The sequence below is a fragment of the Bradyrhizobium sp. CSA112 genome (assembly GCF_029051645.1).
Taxonomy (GTDB): domain Bacteria; phylum Pseudomonadota; class Alphaproteobacteria; order Rhizobiales; family Xanthobacteraceae; genus Bradyrhizobium.
In genome coordinates this window covers 1-23,886 of record NZ_JAACFS010000060.1, presented here as the reverse complement: position 1 = coordinate 23,886, position 23,886 = coordinate 1, and the positions used below count along the sequence as shown (strand labels likewise).

The following is a 23,886-nucleotide window of genomic DNA, read 5'->3' as shown; positions in this document are numbered from 1 at the left end:
GACAAAGTGAAGCCCGAATGGGCCCTGATTTGCACCGCTCACAACCTCGTCAAGCTGGCGAGGGCCGCATGAGCCGCTATCATTCGGATAAAACCGGCTTCCCGATGCTAACTGGACAGGCTCCTAGTTCGGCTAATTGAAGGCGTCGCCTTCCGCGCGCAGACGGATTCGATTTGATCGCGGAGAGCGGAACGACCACAATCGTTCCGCTGCTCGGTCCGCTCTTCGCGCATCCGCACTGCAGTGAGGTCGACGATGCCAGCGTTCGTTACCTCCGGGCGAGTTCTGTTCGCCGTCCTGTTCATCTACACGGGGGCGACGAAGCTGTTGGGCATACAGCAGACCGCCGATTCATCGCGATCAAATTTTTCAATCCCCAAGGCGCTCGCATTGTGGTCTGCGCGCTCGCACTCATCGTGGGCTGATGATCGCGTTGAACTTTGGTGCGCGCTTGTGTTTCTTTTAGTCTTCTATGTCGGGGATCTCGACTTACTATTTCTACGACTTCTGGAATCAGCCGGCGCCCGGCAACGCCCAGGTGCTGGTCGATGCCTTGAAGAACCTCGCGATCATCGGCGCGCTGTTCATGATCGCAGGCGATGGCCGCGGGAAGAATGTCGAGGCGGCCTACGGGGACGTGTAGTCCCGCCAGCTCTTGGTTTAGCCCGACAGGCAAATGGCGATTGAGGATCGGCAGGCCACCGCGCCCGTTTGGGGCGCTCCCGTGCTCAGAATCAAATTTGAGGGCGAGCCCCCTGCTGCACAGCCTTGCAGCATCTATCCCAAATCTTTGTCCCTCTCTCGCCATTGTTGCCCTGAGACCACACATGCGGGGCGCTTGATGTGGACGGCTCGATCAGCGCATCAACCAGCGTCACGGTGAACGGCGGCCCGCCTTCGGAAACGGTTCGGTCGGCGGCACACAGGCCAATTCAGGCGGCACGGGCAGGTGTCTCTCAACTCCGCCGAGAGATCCACCCTCTCGCCGAGACGAATCATCTCGTGAGTGCGATGACGAAGAACCCGAACGGGTGTAGTAGAGATCACGAAGAAAACGCCGGCTCTGCCGCACGATCCAGTGTCGCCAAAACGAGCGGCTCGCCAACATCCTTGTGCGGATGCATGCGCCCTTCTTAATCAGCGTCAAGGAGCGGACCCACTCGCCCCCGCAGAAGTTCCGCGATACAAGGCTTAGCCCATCGCTGCGGCAATTCGCGTATACACGACGCGCCTCATGGCCGGGGGGCCTGCTCCTTCGCTCATGAGAACAGCTCCTGCACCTTGATAAGCGCGCCCGCCAGCGCATCGATTTCTTCATGCGTGTTGTAGCGAGCGAACGAAGCGCGGCACGTCGCTGGCACGCCAAAATGCTCGTGCAGCGGCATCGCGCAATGGGTACCGGCGCGCACCGCCGCGCCTGCACGATCGATGACGGTGGCAAAATCGTGTGCATGCGCGACTTTCATTTCGAAGGAGATGATCGCGGCCTTCTCAGCCGCCGTTCCGATGAGTTGATGCCCCGCAGCTTCTCCTGCGCGTAAGCGAGCAGTGCGCTCTCGTGCTTGTGGATCTGTGCCTTTCCTATGGAATTGATATAGTCCACAGCCGCGCCCAGACCGATCGCCTCGACGATCGGGGGCGTGCCAGCCTCGAACCCGTGAGGCGGATCACCATAGGTGACGCCGCCACGCGAGACCTCGCGGATCATCTCGCCGCCACCGTTGAACGGCGGCATCGACGCCAGATGCGCATACTTACCGTAAAGCACGCCGACGCCGGTCGGCCCATACAGTTTGTGGCCCGTCATCACGTAAAAATCGCAATCAATATCGCGGACATCAAATCCACATGGACGCAGGCTTGCGAGCCGTCGACCAACACCGCGATGCCACGTGCATGCGCGATCCCCACGATCTCCTTCACTGGCAATACGGTGCCGAGCACGTTGGACATCTGTGTGATCGCAACCATTTTGGTGCGCTCGGTTAGAAGCCGCTCGAACTCCTCGAGGAGGAAATTGCCCTCCCCGTCCACTGGCGTCCATTTGATGACAACGCCATAGCGTTCCCTCAGAAAATGCCAGGGCACGATGTTGGCGTGGTGCTCCATGATCGAGAGAACGATCTCATCACCCGGTGCGATGCACTCGCGGCCGAAGGTCTGGGCGACCAGATTGATCGCCTCGGTGGCGCTACGAGTGAAGATGATCTCTTCGGTGCGGCGCGCGTCGACGAACTGCGCCACCTTCGCGCGGGCGCCCTCATAGGCGTCCGTCGCGGCGTTGGCCAGATAATGCAGGCCGCGATGCACGTTGGCATATTCGGACGTGTAAGCCTGCATCATGCGATCGAGCACCGCCTTTGGCTTCCGCGCCGAGGCGGCATTGTCGAGATAGACCAGCGGCTTGCCATAGACCTGCGTCGCCAGCGCTGGAAAGTCCTCGCGCAGGCGGTTCACATCGTATGCGCCGTTGACGACTGCCGGATGCATGCTCATCGTCGCGCTCCAGCCAGCGCTCTGCAGCTGCGATCACGTGCTCGCGCAAAGTGTCGCTCGCGATCGATTCGATGGCCTCACCGACAAACGCCTGGATCAGCAGCGACTGAGCCTCCTTCTCAGGAAGGCCGCGGACGCGCAGATAGAACAGCAGGCTCTCGTCCAGCGCGCCGGTGGTCGTGCCGTGGCGGCAGGTGACGTCGTCGGCGCAAATCTCAAGTTCCGGCTGGTTGTCGGCCTCGGCCTCATCTGCACCAGTTCGGGATGTTCGCGAATGGCTTCGGAGATCGGCATGAAGATCACGCCGGCGGCCTTCAGCTCCTTCTGGAACGTGGTCGCGACCGAAACCGAGTCGAACATCGCGTCGACCGCGATCTTGCGATTGGCCGACGGCTCGCCGCCGGGCGGGGGCTCGACACCTTCGAGAATGGCGACTTCACGCAAGGGAATGCCGAGCTTCTCGTAGGTCTTGAGGATTTCAGGATCGATTTCGTCGATCGAGGACAGCGTCTTCTTCGGCTTCGGCGCCGCGTAGTAGTGAATGTCCTGGTAGTCGATCTTGGGGTAGTTGACGCGCGCCCAGGTCGGCTCGGTCATGGTCAGCCAGCGGCGATAGCCCTCCAACCGCCATTCCAGCATCCAGGCCGGCTCGTTCTTCTTAGCGGAAATGAAGCGGACGGTGTCTTCCGACAGACCCTTGGGGCCTTTTCCGACTCAATGACCGTCTCGAAACCATATCGATACTGGTCGACGTCGATGCGGCGCACCTGGTCGACCGTCTTCCGTACGGCTACATTGCCCGCTCCGCAAGGACAACTCCGCCCATTTCCGACGAGGGCTGCGCCGTGCCTGCTTCGATCCATAGGCGATCGCGCTAGCCGCACGCAGTTCGAGGCCGGCGATCAGGCCAATCGGGCGACCGATCAGAGAAGTTGCCGCCGCCGAGAGAGTCTCAATCTTGCTGCGCGTCACGGCCCCACTCATCGGCCGCTCTTCTATGCCTGCACGCATGTGTCGGGCACCGGGCAGACAACAGCGCATTGCGGCGCGTCAAAATCACCCTCGCATTGGGTGCACTTCTTCGGATCGATTACATAGATGTCGTTCTTGAGGCCGATTGCTGCGTTGGGGCATTCGAACTCACACGCGCCGCAGACGGTGCACTGGGAGGCAATTATCTTGTAAGCCATAAACTCCGATTCCTTGGGCAGGCGACGCGGGACGGCTTCTTTCTTTCAAGGCTCGTGCCAAACGCCGAGCTTTGATTTATCTCGGCTATTTTCCGTCTCGCGCGTGTCCTGGGCCAGACAGCGTGTCGCGACCACAACACTCGGCTCACAGGCGCCTGATATGAATGCCGTACTTCTTGAGCGCGTAGCTGGTCTGGCATGGGGTTAATTCGAGGAGGCGAATCGCCCTCCGCCCGCGCCCAGGCCGACTTCTCTACGCCCGCGATAACGGTGTCGCGGTCGGTAATTTTCGCCCCGCTCCCCGACGCTGATGCCATGGTAGAGGTCTGCGCGGTACTTGTTTCGCGCCACCGCCTTTGGAGAGTGCGGTTGATGGCATCAGTGACAGTACGGCGACCTTGATAGTCTCTAGTCGCCGACGCGCTGGAACCCCTGCTCCTGCAGGAGACAGAGCAGCTTCTGGGGGAGTGGCGAGATCTCACCGATCTCGTCGAGAAACGGCGTTGCCATGTCAGCCATTCGATATTCCTTGAGCGGAGTTCAGCGCTCCGATGAAGACCTCTTCTCTTGGGCGGACAATTCCGATCCAGCACCGTCTCAGGCAGCGGGGGCGACAGCTCGTGCACGCGTGGCGACCAGTTCCTCGCCGGTCACGGAACGCCCCGCAACAGTACGATCGTGTTGGACTTGGCAACGACCGCGATCTTCTCGATCTGGCCGCAGTGACGGTGCTGATGACGCTTGAAATGGACCTTCTTGCCGTCGCGGGTGGGCTTCTGCTCTGACAGCCTCTTCTGTAGCCCCGAGCGCGGCGCCAACAATTGCCCGCAGTCGCGCGCGAGCAGGCAATGCAGCTTCACGGTTGGCCGACCAGATTGGCTATGATGGCTAGAGGGCGGCCGTCGGAATCGATCGATCGTCCAGCACCCGATCTGCCCGCAACCGTTGCACCATTGCGAAGTGAACGATGCGCGCATCTTTGAAAGCGCCGAGTGCATCCATATTGTCGGGGCAAAACACCGGATGTGCGGCGATCGCAAAAAACATTGGCCCTTATCTGCTTATTTCCTGCAAGGTTTTAGGCTAGCGTAAGCGACGCGATAGCCCTCGGACTTTTGCGCAACGTCGCGTTCGCAACAGATTGGCGGATTTGAGACAAGCCGAGGGTTTGCTTTCGGACAGAAAGCGCGTGCTGCATGCCCGCCTGTGATCCGGGGCAAGATGGCCTTTCATGACGCTCTGTTTGCCGACACCGCGCAGATGGAAGATGTCGTCGGTGAGCGCGTCCATGATACCATGCAGATGCTTAAAGCGGTTCGCGCCGACTGCAGTAGGCGGGGGCAGGTCCTCGTCTCCATGTCGCAGACGAAACCCGACCGGCAGGATCGGCATCGTCGACGGAGACGGATGGACCGATGCTGCCGACGCCATTGCGAACCGGCTGGTGATCTAGGCGCGGAAACGCTTTGTCTAATCAAACTTCGCCGGCCGTTGGCGGGCGCCAGTCGAAATCGGCACGCGCATCTACAAAGATCTCGTAATCGGCCATCTCCGGCGTGCCGGTGTTGGCCTCGCGGGACGGTGTGCTGCGCGGCATCTCCCGTCACGGCAGCGATGTTCGTTCCGGTGTCAAGCTCTTGGAGATCGATCCGCGCGGCCGATTGGCGCAATGGACTGGCATCGACAGCCGCGGCCCGGCGGCACAGGCTCCGAATTGACCACAGAGCCTCAACGTCAAAGGAAATGTGGTTGCTAAGAGCCGTTCAAAGGCGGAACGCTGTTCAAGCAGGCGCTTCTCAACGACTTTTCGCTCCGCATCAGGCAGCTCGGTTTGAAGCAATCTACGACAACGCCAATTGTCGTTCCGCACGGATTTGATCTCACTTAAGCTATCATCAATCGAAGTCATCCCGGATGCCTACTTAGTTTGGAACTACTGACCAATCGTGCCATTCTTCAGCAAGGGGCAGTACATTTGCCTCGCGGCTCGATCGCGAATGATTCGGTGTGCGCGAGGCTTGCATCGATCGATACCACCTCATCGCAGCGTGTCTGTCGATAGAACGCTGCGGCTCGTCAGCAGCAGTGCAGTCAGGCCTGCTGAAACGAGGCCGCCGCGTGGCCAATCCCCGCGTGGCGGCGGGCCGTTCTTCTCGTCCAGCTGCTTCAGCGCCGCCAGCATGTCGTCCAGATACAGTCTATGCAGGATAAGCGTTACCTCGCGAAGCGCCGGGGGAATTGACCATACATATCCAAGGGCCATGACGATAGGATTACGCGCTTCTCGTCTGAAAAAAAGGAGGCATCGTTCAGCACATCTTCGGATGAACCGTAGTGCGAGTGCGATACCGGGTGGATTTTGGGCTGGCACTGTGGTGAGCGGCAAGGGAACTGACTGTGGCGCAAACTTCGCGCGTTGAGCGACGCGGAGGCAGCCAGCGCATCGAATTCTTCTCTGGACTGGATGTCGACATGGACGAGACGATCTGGTGGTGGACGAAGGTAAAGCTGTTGGCTGATCGGGACGCCATCGAAAGAGCATTGAAGCCATTCCTTGGCCGGCTACGCGCCGCCCCCGGGGGTGCCAGAGCGCTTCGGTCTTCCGCTAAATGAACTGAGCTCCCCAAGAGCGCGATGAGGGCCTGGACGCTCTCGACCAATTAGAAGTTGAGATCTATTCTGGATTCCGCATCCTGGCCATCGTCGATGACTTCACGCGCGAACGTCTTGCTTATCGTTGATACGTTCGTCGCCAGTCTTGCGGATCGCGCGCGAGCTCAACGCTGTGATTGCATTCCACGTTTGTCCAGCGATGATCGTCCCCCGCGCGGCACCGAGCTCACCAGCATGGCAACGGGCTGGTCGCAGCACCGGCAGATCGAGTGGCACTACATCCCAGCGAGCCGCAGTGATTCCTTCGTCGAACTGTCACATGACCTCATCATATCTCCTGTATTCGTCGGTGTGACCGTCCCCAACCCGACTGCCACACTCACTCGACGGAAGGGGCCATCGGGTGCCGAGTTCTATGTTTTTTTTGGAAACACTGGCTGGGTAGGCCGGAGCCCGCATGAACAGGTTCTATTTTGTGGAGTAGCATCATGACGCCTGCAAAATCCGCGCAAAATAAAGTATGTGCTGAGTTGAGAGGTGTTTTGGAGCATGCTGTCCGGATGGTGCCCGAAGCGAGGCGGACGTCTTCGTTGAAGGCATGCCTTGCCGAGAAGGTCTTAACTCTGGCCGCAGGGGGTGAATCGGATCCACTATCTTGGCGCGTGTCGCGGTGCGGACAATGCAGGAATCCTGTCGTAGCTGCTACGGATGTGAAGGGTAGTGACCTGCGCGCGATATCTTGCGTATCGCCCGCGCACTTGAACTGCTTCACTGGCGGCCGAAGGCGGATTCGCCCCGGTAATCGGTCCCGCAACAGCGATGGTGTGATTTCCTGGGGTCGTCAGGATCGCTTTGGTCTTGGGTTCGCGGCCTCAAAGTCCAGATCATTTTCCTGCCGGCAGCGATTGCAAAGCTCGTCATCAATAATATGCGAAGGCGAGCGCTGGCGACAGAAGATCGCACTATCAGCGTGGCTTCTGCCGCGTTGATTGATCAGCGACGCAGTCACTCTCGCATTCGCGCCGATTAACCCGCTCTTGCAAATCTCGAAGCCTCTCAGTGCGATTGCCATCCATGTCGAACCAAAACGTCGGCTAGCTCGCGGCTGGCCTTGACGTCGACCAATTGCCCTCCCCTGCCCGCGTCCGGCAGCTGTAGGTGCCGTGGGAAAGTCCTGCAGGAACGGCGAAACAGAAATCAGGTCGCTGCGTGATATGCCTCTGAACCGCTTACCGGGTGGGACGATTCCGGACGACTTACGGCCGGTTTGGCGGCGTCCAGGGCGGGGCAGAGTCGGCATCGTCACGCAACTCGTGCGCTGTGCGCGCATTCAAATCAACCAGTGACTCAAGGCCGCCGTAGATGTCTGGCGACGGGCCCTGGCAGACGACGACGGTCGGGCGAGGTTCCAGCGCCGGCGCAGACTGAGCATCGTCACGCAAATCGTGCGCTGTGGGCCCATTCAAATCAACCAGTGACTCAAGACCGCCGTGGATGTCTGGCGACGGAGCCCTGACAGACGGTCCGGCGAGGTCCAGCGCGGGCGCAGGGTGAGCATCGTCACGCAAATCGTACGGTGTGGGCGCATTCAGGTGAATCAGTGGCTCAAGACCGCCATAGATGTCTGACAACGGAGCCCCGACAGAAGGGTCCTGATCGCCCTCCATTGCGGGCAAACCCGATTGCTCGCGGCCTTGCAACCCCAGCGCCTGGTCCGCGTCGACCGTTTGTAGGTAGTTCCGAAGGATCGCCAAATCCCCGTCCATTAGTGTTCGATTTCGACCCGATCCCCTGAACACCGTAACGTCTTCCTGAAACGCGTACTGGTGCCGCTGACTGCCGCTGACTGCCGTTGAGCCGGCCAACGAGCTCCCCCTATTCTCCTTTTTCAGCCAGTCACTGAGCGCGCGAAGACGGGTAGCCCGCATATGAATAGGCCTCCTCTGCTCACCAGTCGAGGCTCCAACGTCGCGCGCGGCGTGCCACAACGCCTCGTTGATCAGGCGGGCATCTAGGGGATAGGGATCTAGGGCGCGAGGGGCTCGACCGAGTAGGTCGTCTAGCGTCGGGAGTGTCCCGGGCAGGAGCTTGTTCACCGACGACACGACACTCCGGGGACCACCACCATTGGTGATATAGTCCCGCATATCGGCCACAAGGGAATCGTGGTCAAGCCGGCCCGCTATTGAAGCCCTATTGTTCTAGCGAAGCCAGATGCTTAGATCTTGTACATCAGTTCGCGCGTTCGTGACGCAACGCTCGGGTACGCCTTTGTCGCGGGCTGCTGGCTTGGCTTCGCGAATAAGCGCCACGTCCTCCCCAAAGGCCTGGCTGTAGCCGCGCCTGGGCCTGCCCGAGCCCGAACCGTCTCGCAGTCCGCTCACGCGCTCTTCAAAGCTGGCTTGCAGGCTCGCCGCCCCGATCCGCGGCATCCAAAAGCTGCTCCTGGTCGACACTCTGCGCGGGCCAGTGGGCGGCTGAACCCATTCCCTGCCAAAGCTCCGGCGCATCGAATCTGTCGGCCAGCACCGGGCCGCCCCGATCCGCGGCACTACCCAAAAGCTGTTCCTGACCGAAACTTTGCACGGGCGCATGGGCCGCCGGCCCTAATGGCAACCGCGAACTGCCTCCCTCCTCGCGCGAAGTGCCCTGCCCGCGCTCTCGCGGTACTCACGAAGCCTGTTCAACGCATAGATGAGTTTATTGTCGCTCGGAAACAACCTCTTAGCGTGGCCGACCAGCGAATCGTGACCGAGCATAGCAATCGAGGAAGGCCGGAGTGCTGCAGATAACTTGCGAAGATTGCTAGAATAATTTTCGGCGGTTTTCCGGTCGATCGCTCGACCAAAGCCTGCTTCGGCCGCCGCCCTGATGAGGCGGTCATCTTCTTTGGAAGCGCGATAATGTGTTGTAATGGGGCGAGCGGCGGCACCGGGCTCACGATATCGACTAAGCATTGACAACGCGGGGACGATTACCTTGTCTTTCGGAAACAGCCGTTTAGCGCGATCGAGCAACGACTCGTCATCGAGCATAGCAATAGTTTGGCCAGAACGCTTGAGCGCATCAGCCAATTTGCGAAGATGACGATCATAAATGCCGACGGTGACGGTGCTCGGCGGCGTCCCCCGATCACGGGCTGCATCGGCCGCTGCTTGGATGAGGCGATCGTCTTCCTCAGAGATATCGAAAACTCTCTGTCGGGATTAACGGCATCCATCTGAGGCAGCTCGTCCAAATGCGGCGCAAAATCCACTTGCTGCTGTTGCGGCTGTTGGACCGTGGAGTTGTAGGCAGCAAACTCTCTGTCGAACGGATTGATTTTGTTAAATGGGGCCATGTTCCCGTCCGATTGGAGCCGTTTCGCATATCTGAGCAGCGCGTTCGCTCTCGACCTCCCACGCTACTATCGTAAGCTTTCGAGAAGCTGACGCGGTTTAGAGAAAATAGAATATGAGCCAATGGCCAAAGCGTTCTTTCTGCGGGTGCAGCAGGATCGGTGTCTGCCGAAGAAAGGCTCCTATGAGCATGAGAGAGTTTTGAATCGGGAAGGTGAAAGCAATTGCAACCTCCGTTTGCCGCTCCGCTAGCAGCCCAGTACGGGGCAGCGGATCGCCCTATGGCCGTGCAGGCCATCATGCTGAAGTCGAAATCAAAATGATGAGCCTTGCCCGGCCGATGCTTGCGCTGCGGCTGAGCTCGATAGATCTTGCGGGTGCCTGGGCCGCAGGCGCCGCAGCGAGCCACGACGGCGAGCGCGACTGGAAAGGAGAGAGCCCTATCGCCCCCACGGCTCTGACATCCTGTAGTGGTGCTGTTGCAGCTACGAGTCGTCCGCTTCGTGGCGGAGGGTGGATCCGCGCCGCCGATGCAGGTTCGTGGGGCGCTCTCCTCCGCAGTGATGGCAGCTGAGCGGGAAGCGATCGAAAAAGTTTGGGCGTCAGTGGCATTCCTTCTCTGACTCGTCAGCTTCTCGAAAGCCGCCCCCCTTACAAAAATAGGACCGATGCACCTATGCTCGCGGGGAACACAATGAATATCGATACACCGAACACTGCAGAAGACTCCGTTCAAGCTTACGGTCTCCTGCGGCAGCATCAACGGGCGCCGGAACAGCCGGACGACCTGAGCGGACAAACCAGGTCACCAGCACACCCGTCCGCGGACCAAGCGAACTTTGAGCAGCAGCTAAGTGACCTTCGGCCAATCCACCAAACGTCTGATTCAGCTACCGCTTTGACAGATTCCGAAGTTGGATCGCCCTCGATCATGACGAAAGGCAATCTGGGAGCGTGCGCTATCCAGGAAAGCGAACGGTGCCCGGCCCCATCGTTCATCCGAGGGCGCGCCGAACTTGCCGCATCACTGGCCGGAGCGAACGTTGAGGCGCTCAGGAACGAGATCAGGCTGGCTGAGCAGCGAACAGCACAGTGGCCAAGAACAACCGGATCTTCCGCGGGCAGTATCGATGGCGACCGCATTCTTGAGGACGTGTTGGCATCATCGTATCTGCCGCTACACCGTTTTCAGAACGAGGACATCGATTGCGAGCCGCTCCTAGAGAAGGAGGTGAGTGCCATCGCGCATGTGCGTTCCTTAGCGGATTTGCGTGCTCACGCTAGCCCGCATGTTTCTAAGGCCGCTATCTGCTCGGACGACGAAAGGGAGGACGAAATTGATATGGCGCGCCTCGCTGCATTGCACACCCAAGGCGTTACAGAGAGTGCTTTTGTGTCATTGTGCGAGGACCCCTCACGACTGCTCCTTTCAAAGGACGAGACCGAGCATGGCGCGAAGGCAATTGCAGAGAACGCTAAGAAGTTACACACCTACACGGTACCGAGTGTCACCGCTTGGCCGACCAAAAAAATCAACGGTATTTTAGAGCGCGGCCATGCTCCTGGAGATGAGGAGTTGCGAGTTTGGGTGAGGGGAATACCGACCGAGGAGACCGAGGTCTTGTTTCTGGGCGGCAATCTAGCTGACTATCGGACAGCCAGCGTAGATAATCCGAACACGGCTGACGCACTGCAAGATGGTCCGCCCGTCAAGAAAGCAAGGGTCAGCTCCGATGCGCCCGAGATGATACGGCATCATCACGGCCAAACTTGATCGCACTTGACGCGCGACTCAGGCGTTCGCGTCAACGCTCATTAATCCAAATCCGCATTTCGCCTTCGCCGCGGTTAGCCCAGCTGAACCACGGAATGAATGTCAGCGGCTGCAGTTGTAGCTGTCCGGGCACTTTGTCGTACTGATAAAGCGCCCTTTCTTCAGAATGCGTGTGTTGCAACCTGGCCCCATCAGCCTGCAGCAAAATCTTGTCGCTAAAGAGACCAGTGCCTTCGATAAGTGAAAACCGGCTTTCTGCAGGAAGCCAAACGTTGTGTAACTCGGTCCCGTTGTCGGCTTCTTCCAGACAATAAATCAAAGGGCCACGCTGGATAGCCACCTTGCCCGCCAAATTGCGAAGTTGCGGATGACCGTATACGCGGCGTACTTCCATCGGCAGCGATAGTTTGACCCGATCTCCCTGCCGCCACGTGCGGTGAATGTGCAAATAGCCCTTGCGCGACTCGCAATTGACAGGTTCGCCGTTCAGGGTCGTCTCCGGCGCGCTGCACCATGCCGGCAGGCGCAGGGCGAGCGTGTGGGCGATTGGCTGTGCAGATTCCACAGCGATTTCCACCTCGTCCCTCCAAGGATAGTTGCCGCTCATGAGCAACCGCAGCGTATGCCCGCCGACCGATACCGCCACGCTATTGCCAATATAGAGATTGATATAGAGCGCGTCGGAGCATGGCGTATAGATGTAATGACCAATTGATGTGAAGATGCGTGCGATGTTCGGCGGACAGCAGGCGCAGCCAAACCAGCGTTGCCGCACCGGCCTGACATGACTGTAGATGCCATTGGACCGCAGCGTTTTGGGATGAACTTCGAGCGGGTTAACATAGAAATAGTGACGCCCATCAAAAGCGATACTGCCCAGGACCGTATTGTAGAACGCGCGCTCCATCACGTCGGCATAGCGACTGTCCACTTCCATCTCCAGCATACGGCGCGCGAACATCATCAGGCCAATCGACGCGCAACTTTCCGCGTACGCAGTATCGTTCGGCAGATCGTAATCACTGCTGAACGCTTCGCCGAAGCTTTGCGAGCCGATACCGCCGGTGATATAGATCTGGCGCTGCACCATGTTTTGCCATAGCCGCAGGCAAGCCTGGCGTTGCTGCTCGTTCTGACGCAGCCGCGCGAGATGAGCGACCGCAGTCATGAGGTATACAAACCGAACCGCATGACCGGTTGCGGTCCGCTGTTCCGAAATTGGCAGGTGCGCCTGGCTATAGGCTTTATTTTTCACCGTCAAGGGCACGCCAGATGATTTGACGTGGCAGGATTGCCGGCGTTTCTCGTGTTCTATGTCATAGAAGTGCGGCTCTGTGCCGCGTTGCTCCACGAAATAATTGGCTAGCGTCAGATATCGCTGCTCCTGCGTCACTTCGTAGAGGCGCGTCAATGCAAGTTCAATTTCTGGATGGCCATCATAGCCGTGTAACTGATCGCGCTCCGGGCCGAAAACTGTGCCGAGGTGATCAGCAAGCTTGCAAACGACCTCCAGCAGGCGTCGTTTGCCAGTAGCCAGAAAGAAAGCGATACCCGCTTCAATCAAGTGGCCGGCACAGTAAAGCTCATGGCATTCGGCTAGGTTGCTCCAGCGGTCCTGAGGCGCCTTTAGCATGAAATAGGTGTTGAGATAGCCGTCGCCGCATTGAGCGGCCGCAATCACTTCAATCAGCTCATCGGCGGCTTTCTCCAAGTCCGGATTGGGTGTCTGGCACAGCGACCAAGCAACCGCCTCTAGCCATTTTGCGACATCACTGTCCTGAAAAACCGTGCCGTAGAACTCCCCCTTCGCACGTCCGGCGGCAATACGGAAGTTTTCTACCGCGTGGCTCGGTGTCGCTGCGGGATTGCGGTCGTTCAGCGCGTCCCATTGATAGGGAATCGCCACTTCCGTCACCAAGTGCTGGCATTTCCCAATCAGCGGATCCGAGACCTGTAGGTCGTGAAGATTGACTTCGGCCACATCCCGCTGATTCATCTCGTTTCTCCTTCGTGTGGGGCGAACGGGCGCCTAGCTCAGGCAAGCCAGCTCGCCATGATCGTTGTTGAGGTTGCGGCCTCGAAATTGGCGGCTGCGCCATCGTATTCTCCACGCGAACGTTGAAGCGCTAGAAATGGAAAGGCTGCCCCCGATGCCGCTGGACGGCGTAGGCCTCAGAAAGGGCCCGCCTAAGCCTCGCCGTCAAGCCAGCCGATCTTGCTCTTCAGGAACCGAAAGCCCAGCACCTCGAAGCCGGCGCGCTCCCTGTTGTCCCGGCCGTAACCATGGCCGCCCGCCGCCGGCTCGTAGAAATAGGCCTCGTAGCCCATCGCCTGGAGCTTCGCGGCCATCTTGCGCGCGTGTCCGGGATGAACACGATCGTCACGCCGCGTAGTGGCGATCCGGATCGGCGGGTATTTTTGGCCGCGCTTGGCGGCATGATACGCGGAATAGGTCTTGAGCCACTCCCAGTCATCGAGCTTGTCAGGGTCCCCATATTCTGCAATCCAGCTTGCTCCTGCCAGAAGCTTGGTGTAGCGGCGCATGTCGATCAGCGGGATCGTGCAGAACAGCGCGCCGAAGCGTTCCGGATAGCGCGTCAGCATATTGGTGATGAGGATGCCGCCGTTCGATCCGCCCTGGGCCGCGATCCGCTTCGGCTCCGTCACGCCGCGACGCACGAGATCGGCGGCAACGGCAGCGAAGTCGTCGTGCGACAATTTCTTACCGCCGAGTCGGCCGGCATCGTGCCAGCGCGTACCGAACTCGCCGCCGCCGCGTAAATTCGCCTGCACCGTGGTGCCGCCGCGCTCGAGCCAAAGCTTGCCAAGCGCTGAATTATAGTACGGCCTCACCGAGATCCCAAAGCCGCCGTAGCCGCTCATATGGACGGGCGCATCGCCCGTCTCGTCGGCCGGACCGGTCTGTACATAGGGGATGCGCTCGCCATCAACCGAAATGGCCTCGTGTTGGGTGACCACCAGCCCATCCGCGGTAAAGGTCTTCGGCGCCTGCTTGAGCACGGTCGGATTGCCGACGTTATTCTCGATCAGCATAAGCGAAGCTGGCGTGAGCGGATCTTGGCTCACGGCGAGCAGGTCGCCATTGCTTTCCGATGGATCCCAATCAAGGCGCCAGAGGTCGACGACCCCGATGTCGGGAAGCCCGCGCAGTTGCGCGCGGGTCCACCCTTTATCGGATGGCGTGCAGATCTCGAAGGACGGCCGCAGCTCGTTGAGAACGGAGAGCACAAGCTTGCCTGCACTCCAAGAGAATCCCTGCAGCGCGCGGCGCGGGCCCGGTTCGAAAAGAACCTCGAACTGAGGGTTGCCTCCAAGGAACGCCGCCAACGAGGTGACGAGCACCGTATCCGCGGCATAGGTCCGCTCCGCCACAGACCAGGATTCGCGCGGCTTGATGGCAAGCCAATCGCGATGGGGGAGCATCCAGACGTTGCTTGGCAAATTGATTCTAGTCGTGGCGCCGGATTCGTCACCGAGCCAGCGGGCAAAATTGAAGGCGTCCACCCCGTCGACGAACCACATCCGCGGCGGCGCAACGGTGTGGTCGACATCGCAGCCGGCTCCGACATGATCGGCTGCGATCTCAAAGATCACCGGCGCTTGATCCGCCTGCGTACCGCGACGCCAGAGCCTCACCGTACGCGCATAGCCGGAGGTCGTCGCCATGCCCTGCCCATGAGAGCTCGACAGCACCAGCGTATCGCGATCGAGCCACTCAACCCCGCCCTTAGCTTCCTGCAGGACGAAGCCATCGCTGACAAATGTCTTCGCGCCGGTATCGAACTCACGCAAGGTGACGGCATCGCTGCCGCCGCGCGATAGGCTCAAAATCATCCGTCTATGATCGCCGGCCAGTGAGGCCGTCGCTTTCAGAAGCCAGTCTTGGCCTTCGCTGATAGCGAGCTGATCGATGTCGAGCAGAACTTCCCATGACGGCTTCGGTATGCGAAATTCTTCCAGAGAGGTTCGTCGCCAGACGCCGCGTGGATTGTTGGCGTCCTTCCAGAGATTGTAGAGGTAGCCGCCGCGCCGGCTGACATAGGGGATATTGTCAGGTCGGTCATAAATCGAGGTCAGCGCATCGCGATCCCGCTCCAATGCCGCGCCGCCAAACACCTGCAGCGTCTTGCCATTCTGCCACTCGACAAATTTCAGCGCCTGCGCGCCTTCGATCAGTTCCAACCACAGATAGGGATCATCATCTGGAGCGGAAGGCGTGGGCTTTCCAGCCAGCGACTTTGTCGTCGCGCTTGCTTTGATCACGCTTCACTCCATCCCTGGCATTGACGCGCACTCCCGACATGGCACCGCATCAAAGCTTTCACATATTGCATCCGTAGTTCCTTGATCTGGCCGCCGCGCGGCGTTCATTTAATGCTAATTGCCATGTCTGCGTCAGTTCATCCACTGCTGAAGTTGGTAGTTGATTTGGGCGCGCTCTGACGCATCACATCCTCAACCCTTGGACCCCAGGCTGCCGGTGGCAACTTCATCTTCGATGCCAGCTCGGCTTGTGGCGAGTGGGACGATATTACCGAGCGGCTTGGGCGACACCGTAGATGATAACCGCTGCTGCAAAGCGCCACTCCAAACCGCCTTAAGACACCAAATGCTGGTCGGCTCCGGGCCAAACAGGTCGGAGCGCAATCGATAAGATCTAACAATACAGAAGCAGCTCACTATGCGTGGTCGCGTTGGTGTGGCTATCTTGAATGAACTCTACTCGACTGCGGCACCGGCCTTCACCTGCCGGAACGATACGGGTCGTACACGACAATCGGTTCAACCGGTGGCGCAAGGCGGCTATCTGGGATCGGTCTGATGAATGCTGTCGTCAAGGCTCACGATGGCAGTTCGATTGTAAGCATCCATCAGCACGCCTCCGGGGCCAAAAAAAGAGTGGAGATCGTTGTGTGGGCCGAAGCCGAGGAGGCCTCACCACCAAGACCCACGCGCGGGTCGACACGAAAGCCGCGCAGTCCCCCTCCAAGATCTCGCCCGGTGCGGTCCACGGCGCCTGGCCGACGCCCTGCTCGAGGCCTAGATTTAGGAGACTGGCCAACATAGGCATCTCGCCAAAGGCTTCCCGTGATTGATACTCGGTTTCGAAGTGCCGGCCTCGCTTGTTGCGCTCTACCGGTTCTACGCGCACTGCCGTGGGGGTTCTAAGAAGGTCTTGATGGCCGCCTCAATCGGCCAATTTTTGGCGAAGCTTCTTTCGGCGTCATCAAAGCCGGGGAGCACGGAAGTCGCTCTTCCGCGTAAGCCATTGAGATAATGGCTGAATTGTGCCGAGGCATGATAATGCTAGCGCTAGCTGCTGAAAATCAGCGCCAGGGCCGGGTTAAAACATTCGTATAGTTCTCCAGCTCCTTTCGATAGTTTAGGATCATGAGTAACCAGCCTACTAAGTTCAGGTTCGGACGCTCAGCCACGCAGTTTTTCGCGCTGGCGTTGATGACGCTAACTTCGTTGTACCTTCACGCCCATTCGCCGCGACGGCGTTCGGCTATTTGGAAATGATATTGGTGTTTTCTCTGATGGGCAGCCTCATAGCCTCTGCCATGCTTTTCATCTTGCCGGTCGCTGCTTTGGCCTACTTCTTTGCGCCGCCCACTTTCAATCTGAATGATCCGCAGGATCTTCCTGTGGTTGTGGCCTTTCTTGTTGCCTCAATTGTTGGAACGCACCTGATCGGAAAAGTCCGCCGAGAAAGGGAGGTTGCGCTTGAGGCTGCAGCCGGGCTCCGGCGCAGCGAGGCTGAGTTGCGCGACCGCGAGAAACAGTGGCGCGAAATCTTCGAGCATAACCCGGTCATGCAATTCACAGTCAATGCCACCGGAATGGTCCTGAACGTCAACACGTTTGGCGCAACACAGCTCGGCTATGCGCCCTCGGAGCTTGTCGGGCATTCCGTGCTCAAGGTATTTCTGGAAGAGGATCGTCCGTTTGTTTGCGAGCGCGTCGGGCTGTGCATTGAAACGGTCGGCCAATCGCACACTTGGGAGATCCAGAAGATCAGGAAAGATGGCTCGGTGTTGTGGGTGCGCGAAAACGCCAAAGCCATGCAGTGGGCAGAAGACAAGCTCGTCGTCCTTATCGCTTGCGAAGATATCACCGAGCGAAAGCGGACGGAAACTGCCCTGCGGCGGAGCGAATCCCATCTGGCCCAGGCGCAGGAATTGAGCCGCACCGGCAGCTTCGGCTGGAACGTCGCCACCGGCGAGGTCCACTGGTCAAAGGAGACCTTTCGTATTTTCCAATACGATCCGTCGACGAAACCGATCCCGCAACTCGTCGTTGATCGAACCCATCCAGAAGATCGGGCTGCCGTGCGAGAGACCATCGAACGAGCGCTCCAAAACGAAGAGGATTTCGAGCACGAATACCGACTGCTGATGCCGGACGGCTCGGTGAAGCACCTCCACGCGCAGGCACGAGCCACTAGAACCGCGTCTGGTGATGTCGAGTTTGTCGGGGCAGTGACGGATATGACGGCTGCAAAGCAGGCGGAACAGCAGTTGCGTCGTAGCGAGGCCTATCTGGCCGAAGCCCAGCATCTTAGCCACACGGGCAGTTGGTCCTGGGACGTCCACCGTCTCGAATTTGTGTATCGCTCCGCCGAAATCGATCGTCTGTTTGGCTTCGATCCGGAACAGGCTGTATCGATAGAGACCATCCGGTCGCGTATCCATCCAGACGACTTGCCGCGGCTTCAGGAAGTGCCGCGCCAGGCTATCAAAGACAAGGGAGGGCATTTCGAATATGATTTCCGAATCCTTCTTCCAGATGGCGCGATAAGGCGCATACATTCCGTTGCGCACGCCGTGGTCGGCAGCGATGGCAACGTCAGCGAGCTCATCGGAACGCATATGGATGTCACCGAGCAACATGCGGCCAGGGAACGACTGGAAAGGGCTCTTGCTGCGTTGCGCGAAAGCGAGCAGCGATTTCGCGACTACGCCGAAACGGCCTCCGACTGGCTCTGGGAGACCGGACCGGACCACCGGGTCACCCGCTTGTCGGAGCACACCAGCGCAGCAGGCATTCTGGCCACAGAGGTCGTCGGCCTGCTTAGCTGGGAAATTGCGCGCGATGTCGAAGCAGAACCCGAGAAGTGGCGGCAGCATCGGGCGACACTCGATGCACGTCTTCCATTTCGCGATTTCATCTATCGCACCGTCACCCAGATGGGATCTCCAATTTACGTCCGGACCAGCGGCAAGCCATTTTTTGATGCTGCCGGCAATTTCCTCGGCTATCGCGGCGTCAGCACCGACATCACCGCAACCATCCGCGCAGATCAGGCCGAACGAGAACTGCGGAAGGCACAGGCAGAGCTCGCCCACGTGACGCGCGTGACGACGCTGGGCGAGCTGACAACCTCCATCGCCCACGAGATAAGCCAGCCGCTCGCCGCCATTATCACCAATGGCGAGGCTTGTCTGGGTTGGCTTGGTCGCGAGACTCCTGATCTTTCGGAGGCGCGCTGCTCAGTGGAGTGGATCATCGAGGACGGGATTCGGGCGAGCGAGGTGATCCGCCGCATCCGCGCGCTTGCGAAGAAAGGCGAGATCGAGATGGTGCCGGTCGATATCAATGACATCGTCAAGGAGGTAATCGCGCTGGTGACACGCGAGCTGGTCAGCCATCAGGTGTCGTTCCGGACCGAGTTGACGCCGGCCCTCCCCATGATCCTGGGTGACCGGGTTCAACTGCAACAGGTGATCACAAATCTGGTGATGAACGGGATTGAGGCCATGCAGACGGTCAGGGGCCGGCCGCGCGAACTGGTGATTCGGTCATCCCAGGACGATATGGGACGCGTGCACCTTGCCGTGACTGATTGCGGTGTCGGGATCACCGAGGACGACGCGGATCGCGTGTTCAATCCCTTTTTTACCACTAAATCAAGCGGCCTTGGAATGGGGCTTTCGATCTGCCGTTCGATCGTGGAGGCTCACGGAGGGAGCCTGTCGATCGCCCGCAAGCAAGAGCCGGGCGCGACTTTTCAATTCGCCCTTCCGTTGCATAAAGAGGTCGTGTCGTGACCGGGCGCTCCGACTCGCCGCACCAAGGCGTGAAGGCCGAGGAGTCGAGCGGAAGGGCGATGGTGTTCGTGATCGACGACGACGTCTCAATGCGTCGCTCGCTCGCGAATCTTTTTCGATCGGTGAACCTGGACGTTGCTGCATTCGGATCGGCCCGGGAAATGCTGCAGGGCAACCTTCCGGAGGTTGCCAGCTGCCTCGTCCTTGACGTCAGGCTGCCGGGATTGAGCGGCCTCGAGCTGCAGACTGAGCTAGCCAAGTTGAACCTTCACATTCCGATTATTTTCATAACTGGCCATGGCGACATTCCAATGAGCGTCAAGGCCATGAAGGGTGGAGCGGTCGATTTTCTTACCAAGCCGTTTCGCGATCAGGAGCTGCTTGACGCTGTCGTCGCCGCGACCGAACGGGATCGCAAGAGGCGGGAAGTTGAGAAGACGGTTGCGAACTTGCAGTCCTTGTTCGAGACCTTAAGCCCACGCGAACAGGCAGTGATGAAACTGGTCGCTGCCGGCCTGATGAACAAACAAGTAGCCGCAGAGCTCGAGCTCGCCGAAATGACCGTCAGGATCTATCGCGGACGGGTGATGAAGAAAATGGGCGCACGGTCGCTGGCCGATTTAGTCAGAATGGCTGAGACCCTCGGAATTTGTGCCAACCACCCCGAATAAGCCTAAGTATGAGTTTACATTTTCATCCCGCAAGCCCACCTTGGTCCACAAGCCTACCCTTGGTCCAGGCGGCTATGCTTCGGCAAGCGCCTTTCCCGCGTTAGGAGGGGATCGTCTTGTCCACGCCTCCGCTCATTTCCATCGTCGATGACGACGGGTCGGTCCGTGCTGCGATAAATAATCTTTTGAAATCCCGCGGCTATATCGTCCATACATTTGTGTCGGCCGAGGAGTTCTTGCGCTCGCCCCATCTGAACGGAACATCGTGTGTGATTGCGGATGTGCAGATGTCGATTATGAGCGGCTTGGACCTGCTGACACATATGCGGGCCCAGGGTTACAGTGCACCGTTCATTTTCATCACTGCCTTTCCCGATGATCGCGTTCGCGCCCGTGCGCTGAGCGCCGGAGCGATTTGCTTCCTGGCCAAGCCCTTCGCTGGACGGCACTTGATCAGGTGCCTCGATACCGCACTGGATAAGTATCGCGGCGGAGCCAGCGCATGAGACGATGAGCACGCAGTCTGCTCAAAGTTCGGATCTGATTTGTGAGCGCGGCCCGCGGACCGCGCGCTTCGCCAAACCACAAGGTCGATGAGGACCTCGGCCTCACGGCTCAACACGTCAGCAATCCTTGGCGATCAGGTTCTTTTATTGACATTCTTCGTTCGCTATTCGTCACCTTGCTTGCGGCCGGCCTCCATCGTGAGTGCTTTGAGGTCTCCGATGAAGCCGTCCGGCCAGTCCTCCGTTGCACTAGCTACTTTCCGGCGCAAAATTCGCGCTTCTAACCAGACTGGTCAACCGCGCGGACAACGACAAGGCCCCGCCAGGGGCTGGCGGGGCCTTGAGAGGCCAGATTGAGCTGGGACGGACTACGGTTGGCGTGACTGGTTTTCCATCGCGCGTCCGATATTGATGAGGTTGTCGGCGACGACGCCGAGGCCGACCCAGCGTTTCATTCCGATGCTCCCCTTGTAGCGGCAGCGATCGAGCCCGTGTCGCCGCTTGACGACGCTGATACGTCCCTCGCATCCGGTTCGCCATTTCTGACCGTTACGGAACCAGCGCTTTTTCTGCTCACGCTTGCGCTCGGCGCTTTTGGTCGAGCGATTGGGAATGCAGACGCGTTTGACGCCTCTGGCTTTCGCTGCAGCTTCGTTCCTGGCGGAGTAAAATCCAGCATCCGCCGCCACCAGGCGTGGCGTGCGTCCGAGTTTTGCCTCGTGGGTTTCGATGGCCGGGATCAACAGCTCCGAATCGCTTGGCCGCTGATCGTAGACGTCGTAGTCGATCACAATCTGGTTCTCTGCTTCCTGCAGTTTGACCATCTTGCCGAACTCGTTGGGCTTGCCGGCCTTACCTTTGCGAATGATCTCGGTCGAGGGCTCGAACACACTGAGGAGCTTGCCTTCTGCCCGGGTGTTGCCGCGGAAGATACGTTCCCGGGTCTGCCGCATCACTTGCCGCACCAGCGGCAGCATCGCTTCCAGCTGCAGACGCAGGCCTTTCAACGCCAGCTGCTTCAAGATGCCCCTGGACCGCTTCACGCCTTCGGCGATCTCGCTGGAGAAGCGCTTCGCCTGTCGCCGCGCCGATATGACCGTCATAATCGACTTCACCCGACTGGTAGCGTCTGGTCGTCAGACCGATCCAGGCGCCCACCGAGCGCGATTTTCTAAAGTTTCCCGGATCCTCGATCGCTGCAACGAAGGAGGAAGTCGTTACCGCGCCGATGCCAGGGATCGACGCAACCAACTGGCATTGCTCACTCGCGCGGGCTGAAGCAACAAGTTGCTTGCTCAATTCAGCGGCGCGGGCGCGCATGCCCCTCCAGGCATCGAGCAACGGCTTAATAATCTGCTTGAGGCCGGCATTGTTCGCCAGCAGGCTGCACACATGGCCCTCAAACACGCGTCCTGCCCCCTTGGAAACGACTAGATCGAACGTCTTCATCAGGCCGCGGATCTGTTTGGACAGCTGGGTTGTCATCCTGAGCAGTTGGTTGCGCGCTGCAACCAGCGTGCGAACCAGCATGCTGTCAAAGCTCTTCACCCGCACCCCGCGGTAAAAGCCGACCTCGGCAAGATGCGAGAGCCCATCCGCGTCATTTGCGTCGGTCTTGTTTGGCGCCATATCTAGCGCCACCTTGGCGTGCCGCGCATCTATGCAAATCGCTGGCAATCCTTCCTGTGTCAGTGCGTGGTAAAACCAGACTGACAAGGGGCCCGTCTCGAACACGACGCGTTCCGCGTTCGATGCACGCTTGCGGATGACATCGGCTATCAGCTTGGGATCGGATGGGCATTTTCCGCGCCAGATCCGCTTGCCTCCTTTGCGCACCGAGACGATTGTATCTTTCAATGACGCGTCGAGGCCGATAAACTGCTTCATGGTTGTCTCCCGTTTGATGCTGGGCCCGGCGTCGAGTCGAGAGCCCGTATTTCATCCTATCGGGGGGCAACCACCTTAATCCACCGCATCACAACCGCGCCGGTGTCCCCACCCCCGCGATTACCCTATGTAATTGAAAGATCGGCTTAGCGCATACACCCGATCACCTGCGACACCGCATATTCGGGTGGCCGAGCGCCTGTGATTCAAGCTCCCAAATTGGGGTTTAAGGCCGCTGATATGGATCGAGCCAGAACTCGGCGGTTCTCTGGAGCACTCATCATCGTCATGTGGTTGCCTGGAATTGGCACAGCATGAATGGCCGCTGCACTCAAAACTTGGTCCCAACCGCGTATGGGTGAACTGGCCTCTGTGGCATAAAACTGATGTATTTCAACTGGCAGGGATGGAACTTGGTATAACTGCAGCGCCCTTCGAAATTGGGCAATTCTTGCACACCTCAAAGCGTCAATTTCGAGATCATGATCTAGAGATAGCGCCCCAAGTTGCTGCGCCTTTTCAAGCAACTGGGCAACTGAACATTGTCTAGCAAAGTGCTCCAACACTTCGAACCGCTCATCATCCAAGGGCTTGAGAGACTCTAGCACCATTTCTAGTACTATTTGGGCTGGCGACATGCTCAATGGATTTGCAGGTAACGTAACATCGATGAAAGCCATGAATGACACAGTTTCATCGAGGCTTAGTAAGCGCTGGGCAATTGCGTAGGCCAAGAATGCCCCTGAGGAATATCCGGCGAAGCGATATGGGCCTTGCGGCTGAATCTCTTTGATCGCCGAGATTAGTTGCGAGGCTATCGCCTCAAGAGTTGGCGAACAAAGTTCATCGAAGGACGGCCATGGCAGAGCATAGACAGGACAGTCCATGTCCATTTCTTTGACCAAACTGACGACATAGGAACAATCCCCCAAACCTGTGGGAACAAAGAAGAGTGGCGCTTGCGATCCCGTTACACGAACGGATAGCACTCCAGCTGCATTGCGGTGCCGCTGCTGCAACTCAACCTTCGACGTAAGTTTCTTCAAAACAGGGGCTTGGAAGAGGTCGGCGGCGCTGAGCTTCAGCCCAAGATCGAGCGCTCGACTGAGCAACCGCACCGCCAGCAGCGAGTGACCGCCTAGTTCGAAGAAGTGGTCGTTCCGTCCGACCCGCTCAACACCCAGAAGCTCGGCCCAGATCGTCGCCAGCGCGGTCTCGATCTCGCCTTGCGGCGCCTCATAGGCGGCGCGCGCATACGCCTCATCCTTAGGCGCCGGCAGGCCCTTGCGGTCGAGCTTGCCGTTCACCGTCAAGGGCAGCGCCGCAAGGTGCACAAACG

At 59.0% G+C, this 23,886-nt stretch carries 14 protein-coding genes and 7 pseudogenes; 6 read left to right on the top strand and 15 right to left on the bottom strand.

Annotation, left to right across the window (positions count from 1 at the left end; all coding sequences use genetic code 11):
* The first annotated feature begins 472 nt into the window (after window positions 1-472).
* Window positions 473-643 carry a hypothetical protein gene (locus GWE18_RS40295; protein ID WP_275191057.1) on the top strand — a complete coding sequence of 57 codons (171 nt, stop codon included), beginning with the start codon at window positions 473-475 and terminating at the stop codon, window positions 641-643.
* A 616-nt stretch (window positions 644-1,259) separates the two neighbouring features.
* Here the strand turns inward: GWE18_RS40295 and GWE18_RS40290 are convergent.
* From GWE18_RS40290 to GWE18_RS40245, 10 genes and pseudogenes are all read right to left on the bottom strand, one after another.
* Window positions 1,260-2,496, bottom strand: a pseudogene (locus GWE18_RS40290) (cysteine desulfurase).
* Between the two features lie 4 nt (window positions 2,497-2,500).
* A pseudogene (locus tag GWE18_RS40285) lies at window positions 2,501-2,749 on the bottom strand (SufD family Fe-S cluster assembly protein); the annotation flags it as partial.
* Window positions 2,746-3,263, bottom strand: a pseudogene (locus GWE18_RS40280) (Fe-S cluster assembly protein SufB); the annotation flags it as partial. The pseudogenes GWE18_RS40280 and GWE18_RS40285, both read right to left, overlap by 4 nt.
* Before the next feature lie 228 nt (window positions 3,264-3,491).
* Window positions 3,492-3,686 carry a 4Fe-4S binding protein gene (locus tag GWE18_RS40275; RefSeq protein WP_108522955.1) on the bottom strand — a complete coding sequence of 65 codons (195 nt, stop codon included), beginning with the start codon at window positions 3,684-3,686 and terminating at the stop codon, window positions 3,492-3,494.
* A gap of 408 nt (window positions 3,687-4,094) precedes the next feature.
* Window positions 4,095-4,205, bottom strand: coding sequence for a sigma 54-interacting transcriptional regulator (locus tag GWE18_RS40270; RefSeq protein WP_108522956.1), 111 nt, complete (start codon window positions 4,203-4,205; stop codon window positions 4,095-4,097).
* A 131-nt stretch (window positions 4,206-4,336) separates the two neighbouring features.
* Window positions 4,337-4,546, bottom strand: a complete 210-nt coding sequence (locus GWE18_RS40265) for a hypothetical protein (protein ID WP_275191055.1) — start codon at window positions 4,544-4,546, stop codon at window positions 4,337-4,339.
* A gap of 28 nt (window positions 4,547-4,574) precedes the next feature.
* Window positions 4,575-4,733, bottom strand: coding sequence for a hypothetical protein (locus tag GWE18_RS40260; RefSeq protein ID WP_190242193.1), 159 nt, complete (start codon window positions 4,731-4,733; stop codon window positions 4,575-4,577).
* 427 nt (window positions 4,734-5,160) lie between these two features.
* Window positions 5,161-5,283, bottom strand: a complete 123-nt coding sequence (locus GWE18_RS40255; RefSeq protein ID WP_275191054.1) for a hypothetical protein — start codon at window positions 5,281-5,283, stop codon at window positions 5,161-5,163.
* 2,272 nt (window positions 5,284-7,555) lie between these two features.
* Window positions 7,556-8,164 carry a hypothetical protein gene (locus GWE18_RS40250; protein WP_275191053.1) on the bottom strand — a complete coding sequence of 203 codons (609 nt, stop codon included), beginning with the start codon at window positions 8,162-8,164 and terminating at the stop codon, window positions 7,556-7,558.
* Between the two features lie 741 nt (window positions 8,165-8,905).
* Window positions 8,906-9,373: a hypothetical protein gene (locus GWE18_RS40245; RefSeq protein ID WP_275191052.1), complete on the bottom strand. Its 468-nt coding sequence runs from the start codon at window positions 9,371-9,373 to the stop codon at window positions 8,906-8,908.
* 958 nt (window positions 9,374-10,331) lie between these two features.
* Between GWE18_RS40245 and GWE18_RS40240 the strand changes: the two genes are divergently transcribed.
* Entirely contained in the window at window positions 10,332-11,411 is a 1,080-nt protein-coding gene (locus GWE18_RS40240) for a hypothetical protein (RefSeq protein ID WP_213255622.1), read from the top strand.
* A gap of 31 nt (window positions 11,412-11,442) precedes the next feature.
* Here GWE18_RS40240 and GWE18_RS40235 read toward each other — a convergent pair whose 3' ends face one another.
* Both GWE18_RS40235 and GWE18_RS40230 read right to left on the bottom strand, forming a co-directional pair.
* Window positions 11,443-13,407, bottom strand: coding sequence for a beta-L-arabinofuranosidase domain-containing protein (locus tag GWE18_RS40235; protein ID WP_275191051.1), 1,965 nt, complete (start codon window positions 13,405-13,407; stop codon window positions 11,443-11,445).
* Window positions 13,408-13,598: 191 nt separating this feature from the next.
* Window positions 13,599-15,695: a prolyl oligopeptidase family serine peptidase gene (locus tag GWE18_RS40230; RefSeq protein ID WP_275191050.1), complete on the bottom strand. Its 2,097-nt coding sequence runs from the start codon at window positions 15,693-15,695 to the stop codon at window positions 13,599-13,601.
* Between the two features lie 605 nt (window positions 15,696-16,300).
* Between GWE18_RS40230 and GWE18_RS40225 the strand changes: the two are divergent.
* From GWE18_RS40225 to GWE18_RS40210, 4 genes and pseudogenes are all read left to right on the top strand, one after another.
* Window positions 16,301-16,396, top strand: a pseudogene (locus GWE18_RS40225) (IS5/IS1182 family transposase); the annotation flags it as partial.
* A 427-nt stretch (window positions 16,397-16,823) separates the two neighbouring features.
* Window positions 16,824-19,483, top strand: a pseudogene (locus GWE18_RS40220) (PAS domain S-box protein).
* Window positions 19,480-20,154 carry a response regulator gene (locus GWE18_RS40215; RefSeq protein WP_275191049.1) on the top strand — a complete coding sequence of 225 codons (675 nt, stop codon included), beginning with the start codon at window positions 19,480-19,482 and terminating at the stop codon, window positions 20,152-20,154. Before GWE18_RS40220 ends, GWE18_RS40215 begins: the two are co-directional and overlap by 4 nt.
* Before the next feature lie 116 nt (window positions 20,155-20,270).
* Entirely contained in the window at window positions 20,271-20,660 is a 390-nt protein-coding gene (locus tag GWE18_RS40210; protein WP_057852051.1) for a response regulator, read from the top strand.
* A 368-nt stretch (window positions 20,661-21,028) separates the two neighbouring features.
* Here GWE18_RS40210 and GWE18_RS40205 read toward each other — a convergent pair.
* The 3 genes and pseudogenes from GWE18_RS40205 to GWE18_RS40195 all read right to left on the bottom strand — a co-directional run.
* Window positions 21,029-21,739, bottom strand: a pseudogene (locus tag GWE18_RS40205) (transposase); the annotation flags it as partial.
* Window positions 21,740-21,749: 10 nt separating this feature from the next.
* Window positions 21,750-22,547, bottom strand: a pseudogene (locus GWE18_RS40200) (IS110 family transposase); the annotation flags it as partial.
* A 206-nt stretch (window positions 22,548-22,753) separates the two neighbouring features.
* Window positions 22,754-23,886: thioesterase domain-containing protein (locus tag GWE18_RS40195; RefSeq protein ID WP_275191048.1), on the bottom strand; the 1,133-nt coding region annotated here is incomplete at its 5' end.

Excerpts from the sequence above, each read along its gene's own strand:
- GWE18_RS40295 (WP_275191057.1), top strand. The coding sequence starts at position 473 with ATGTCGGGGATCTCGACTTACTATTTCTACGACTTCTGGAATCAGCCG.
- GWE18_RS40275 (WP_108522955.1), bottom strand. The coding sequence starts at position 3,686 with ATGGCTTACAAGATAATTGCCTCCCAGTGCACCGTCTGCGGCGCGTGT.
- GWE18_RS40270 (WP_108522956.1), bottom strand. The coding sequence starts at position 4,205 with ATGGCTGACATGGCAACGCCGTTTCTCGACGAGATCGGTGAGATCTCG.
- GWE18_RS40260 (WP_190242193.1), bottom strand. The coding sequence starts at position 4,733 with ATGTTTTTTGCGATCGCCGCACATCCGGTGTTTTGCCCCGACAATATG.
- GWE18_RS40255 (WP_275191054.1), bottom strand. The coding sequence starts at position 5,283 with ATGCCGCGCAGCACACCGTCCCGCGAGGCCAACACCGGCACGCCGGAG.
- GWE18_RS40240 (WP_213255622.1), top strand. The coding sequence starts at position 10,332 with ATGAATATCGATACACCGAACACTGCAGAAGACTCCGTTCAAGCTTAC.
- GWE18_RS40235 (WP_275191051.1), bottom strand. The coding sequence starts at position 13,407 with ATGAATCAGCGGGATGTGGCCGAAGTCAATCTTCACGACCTACAGGTC.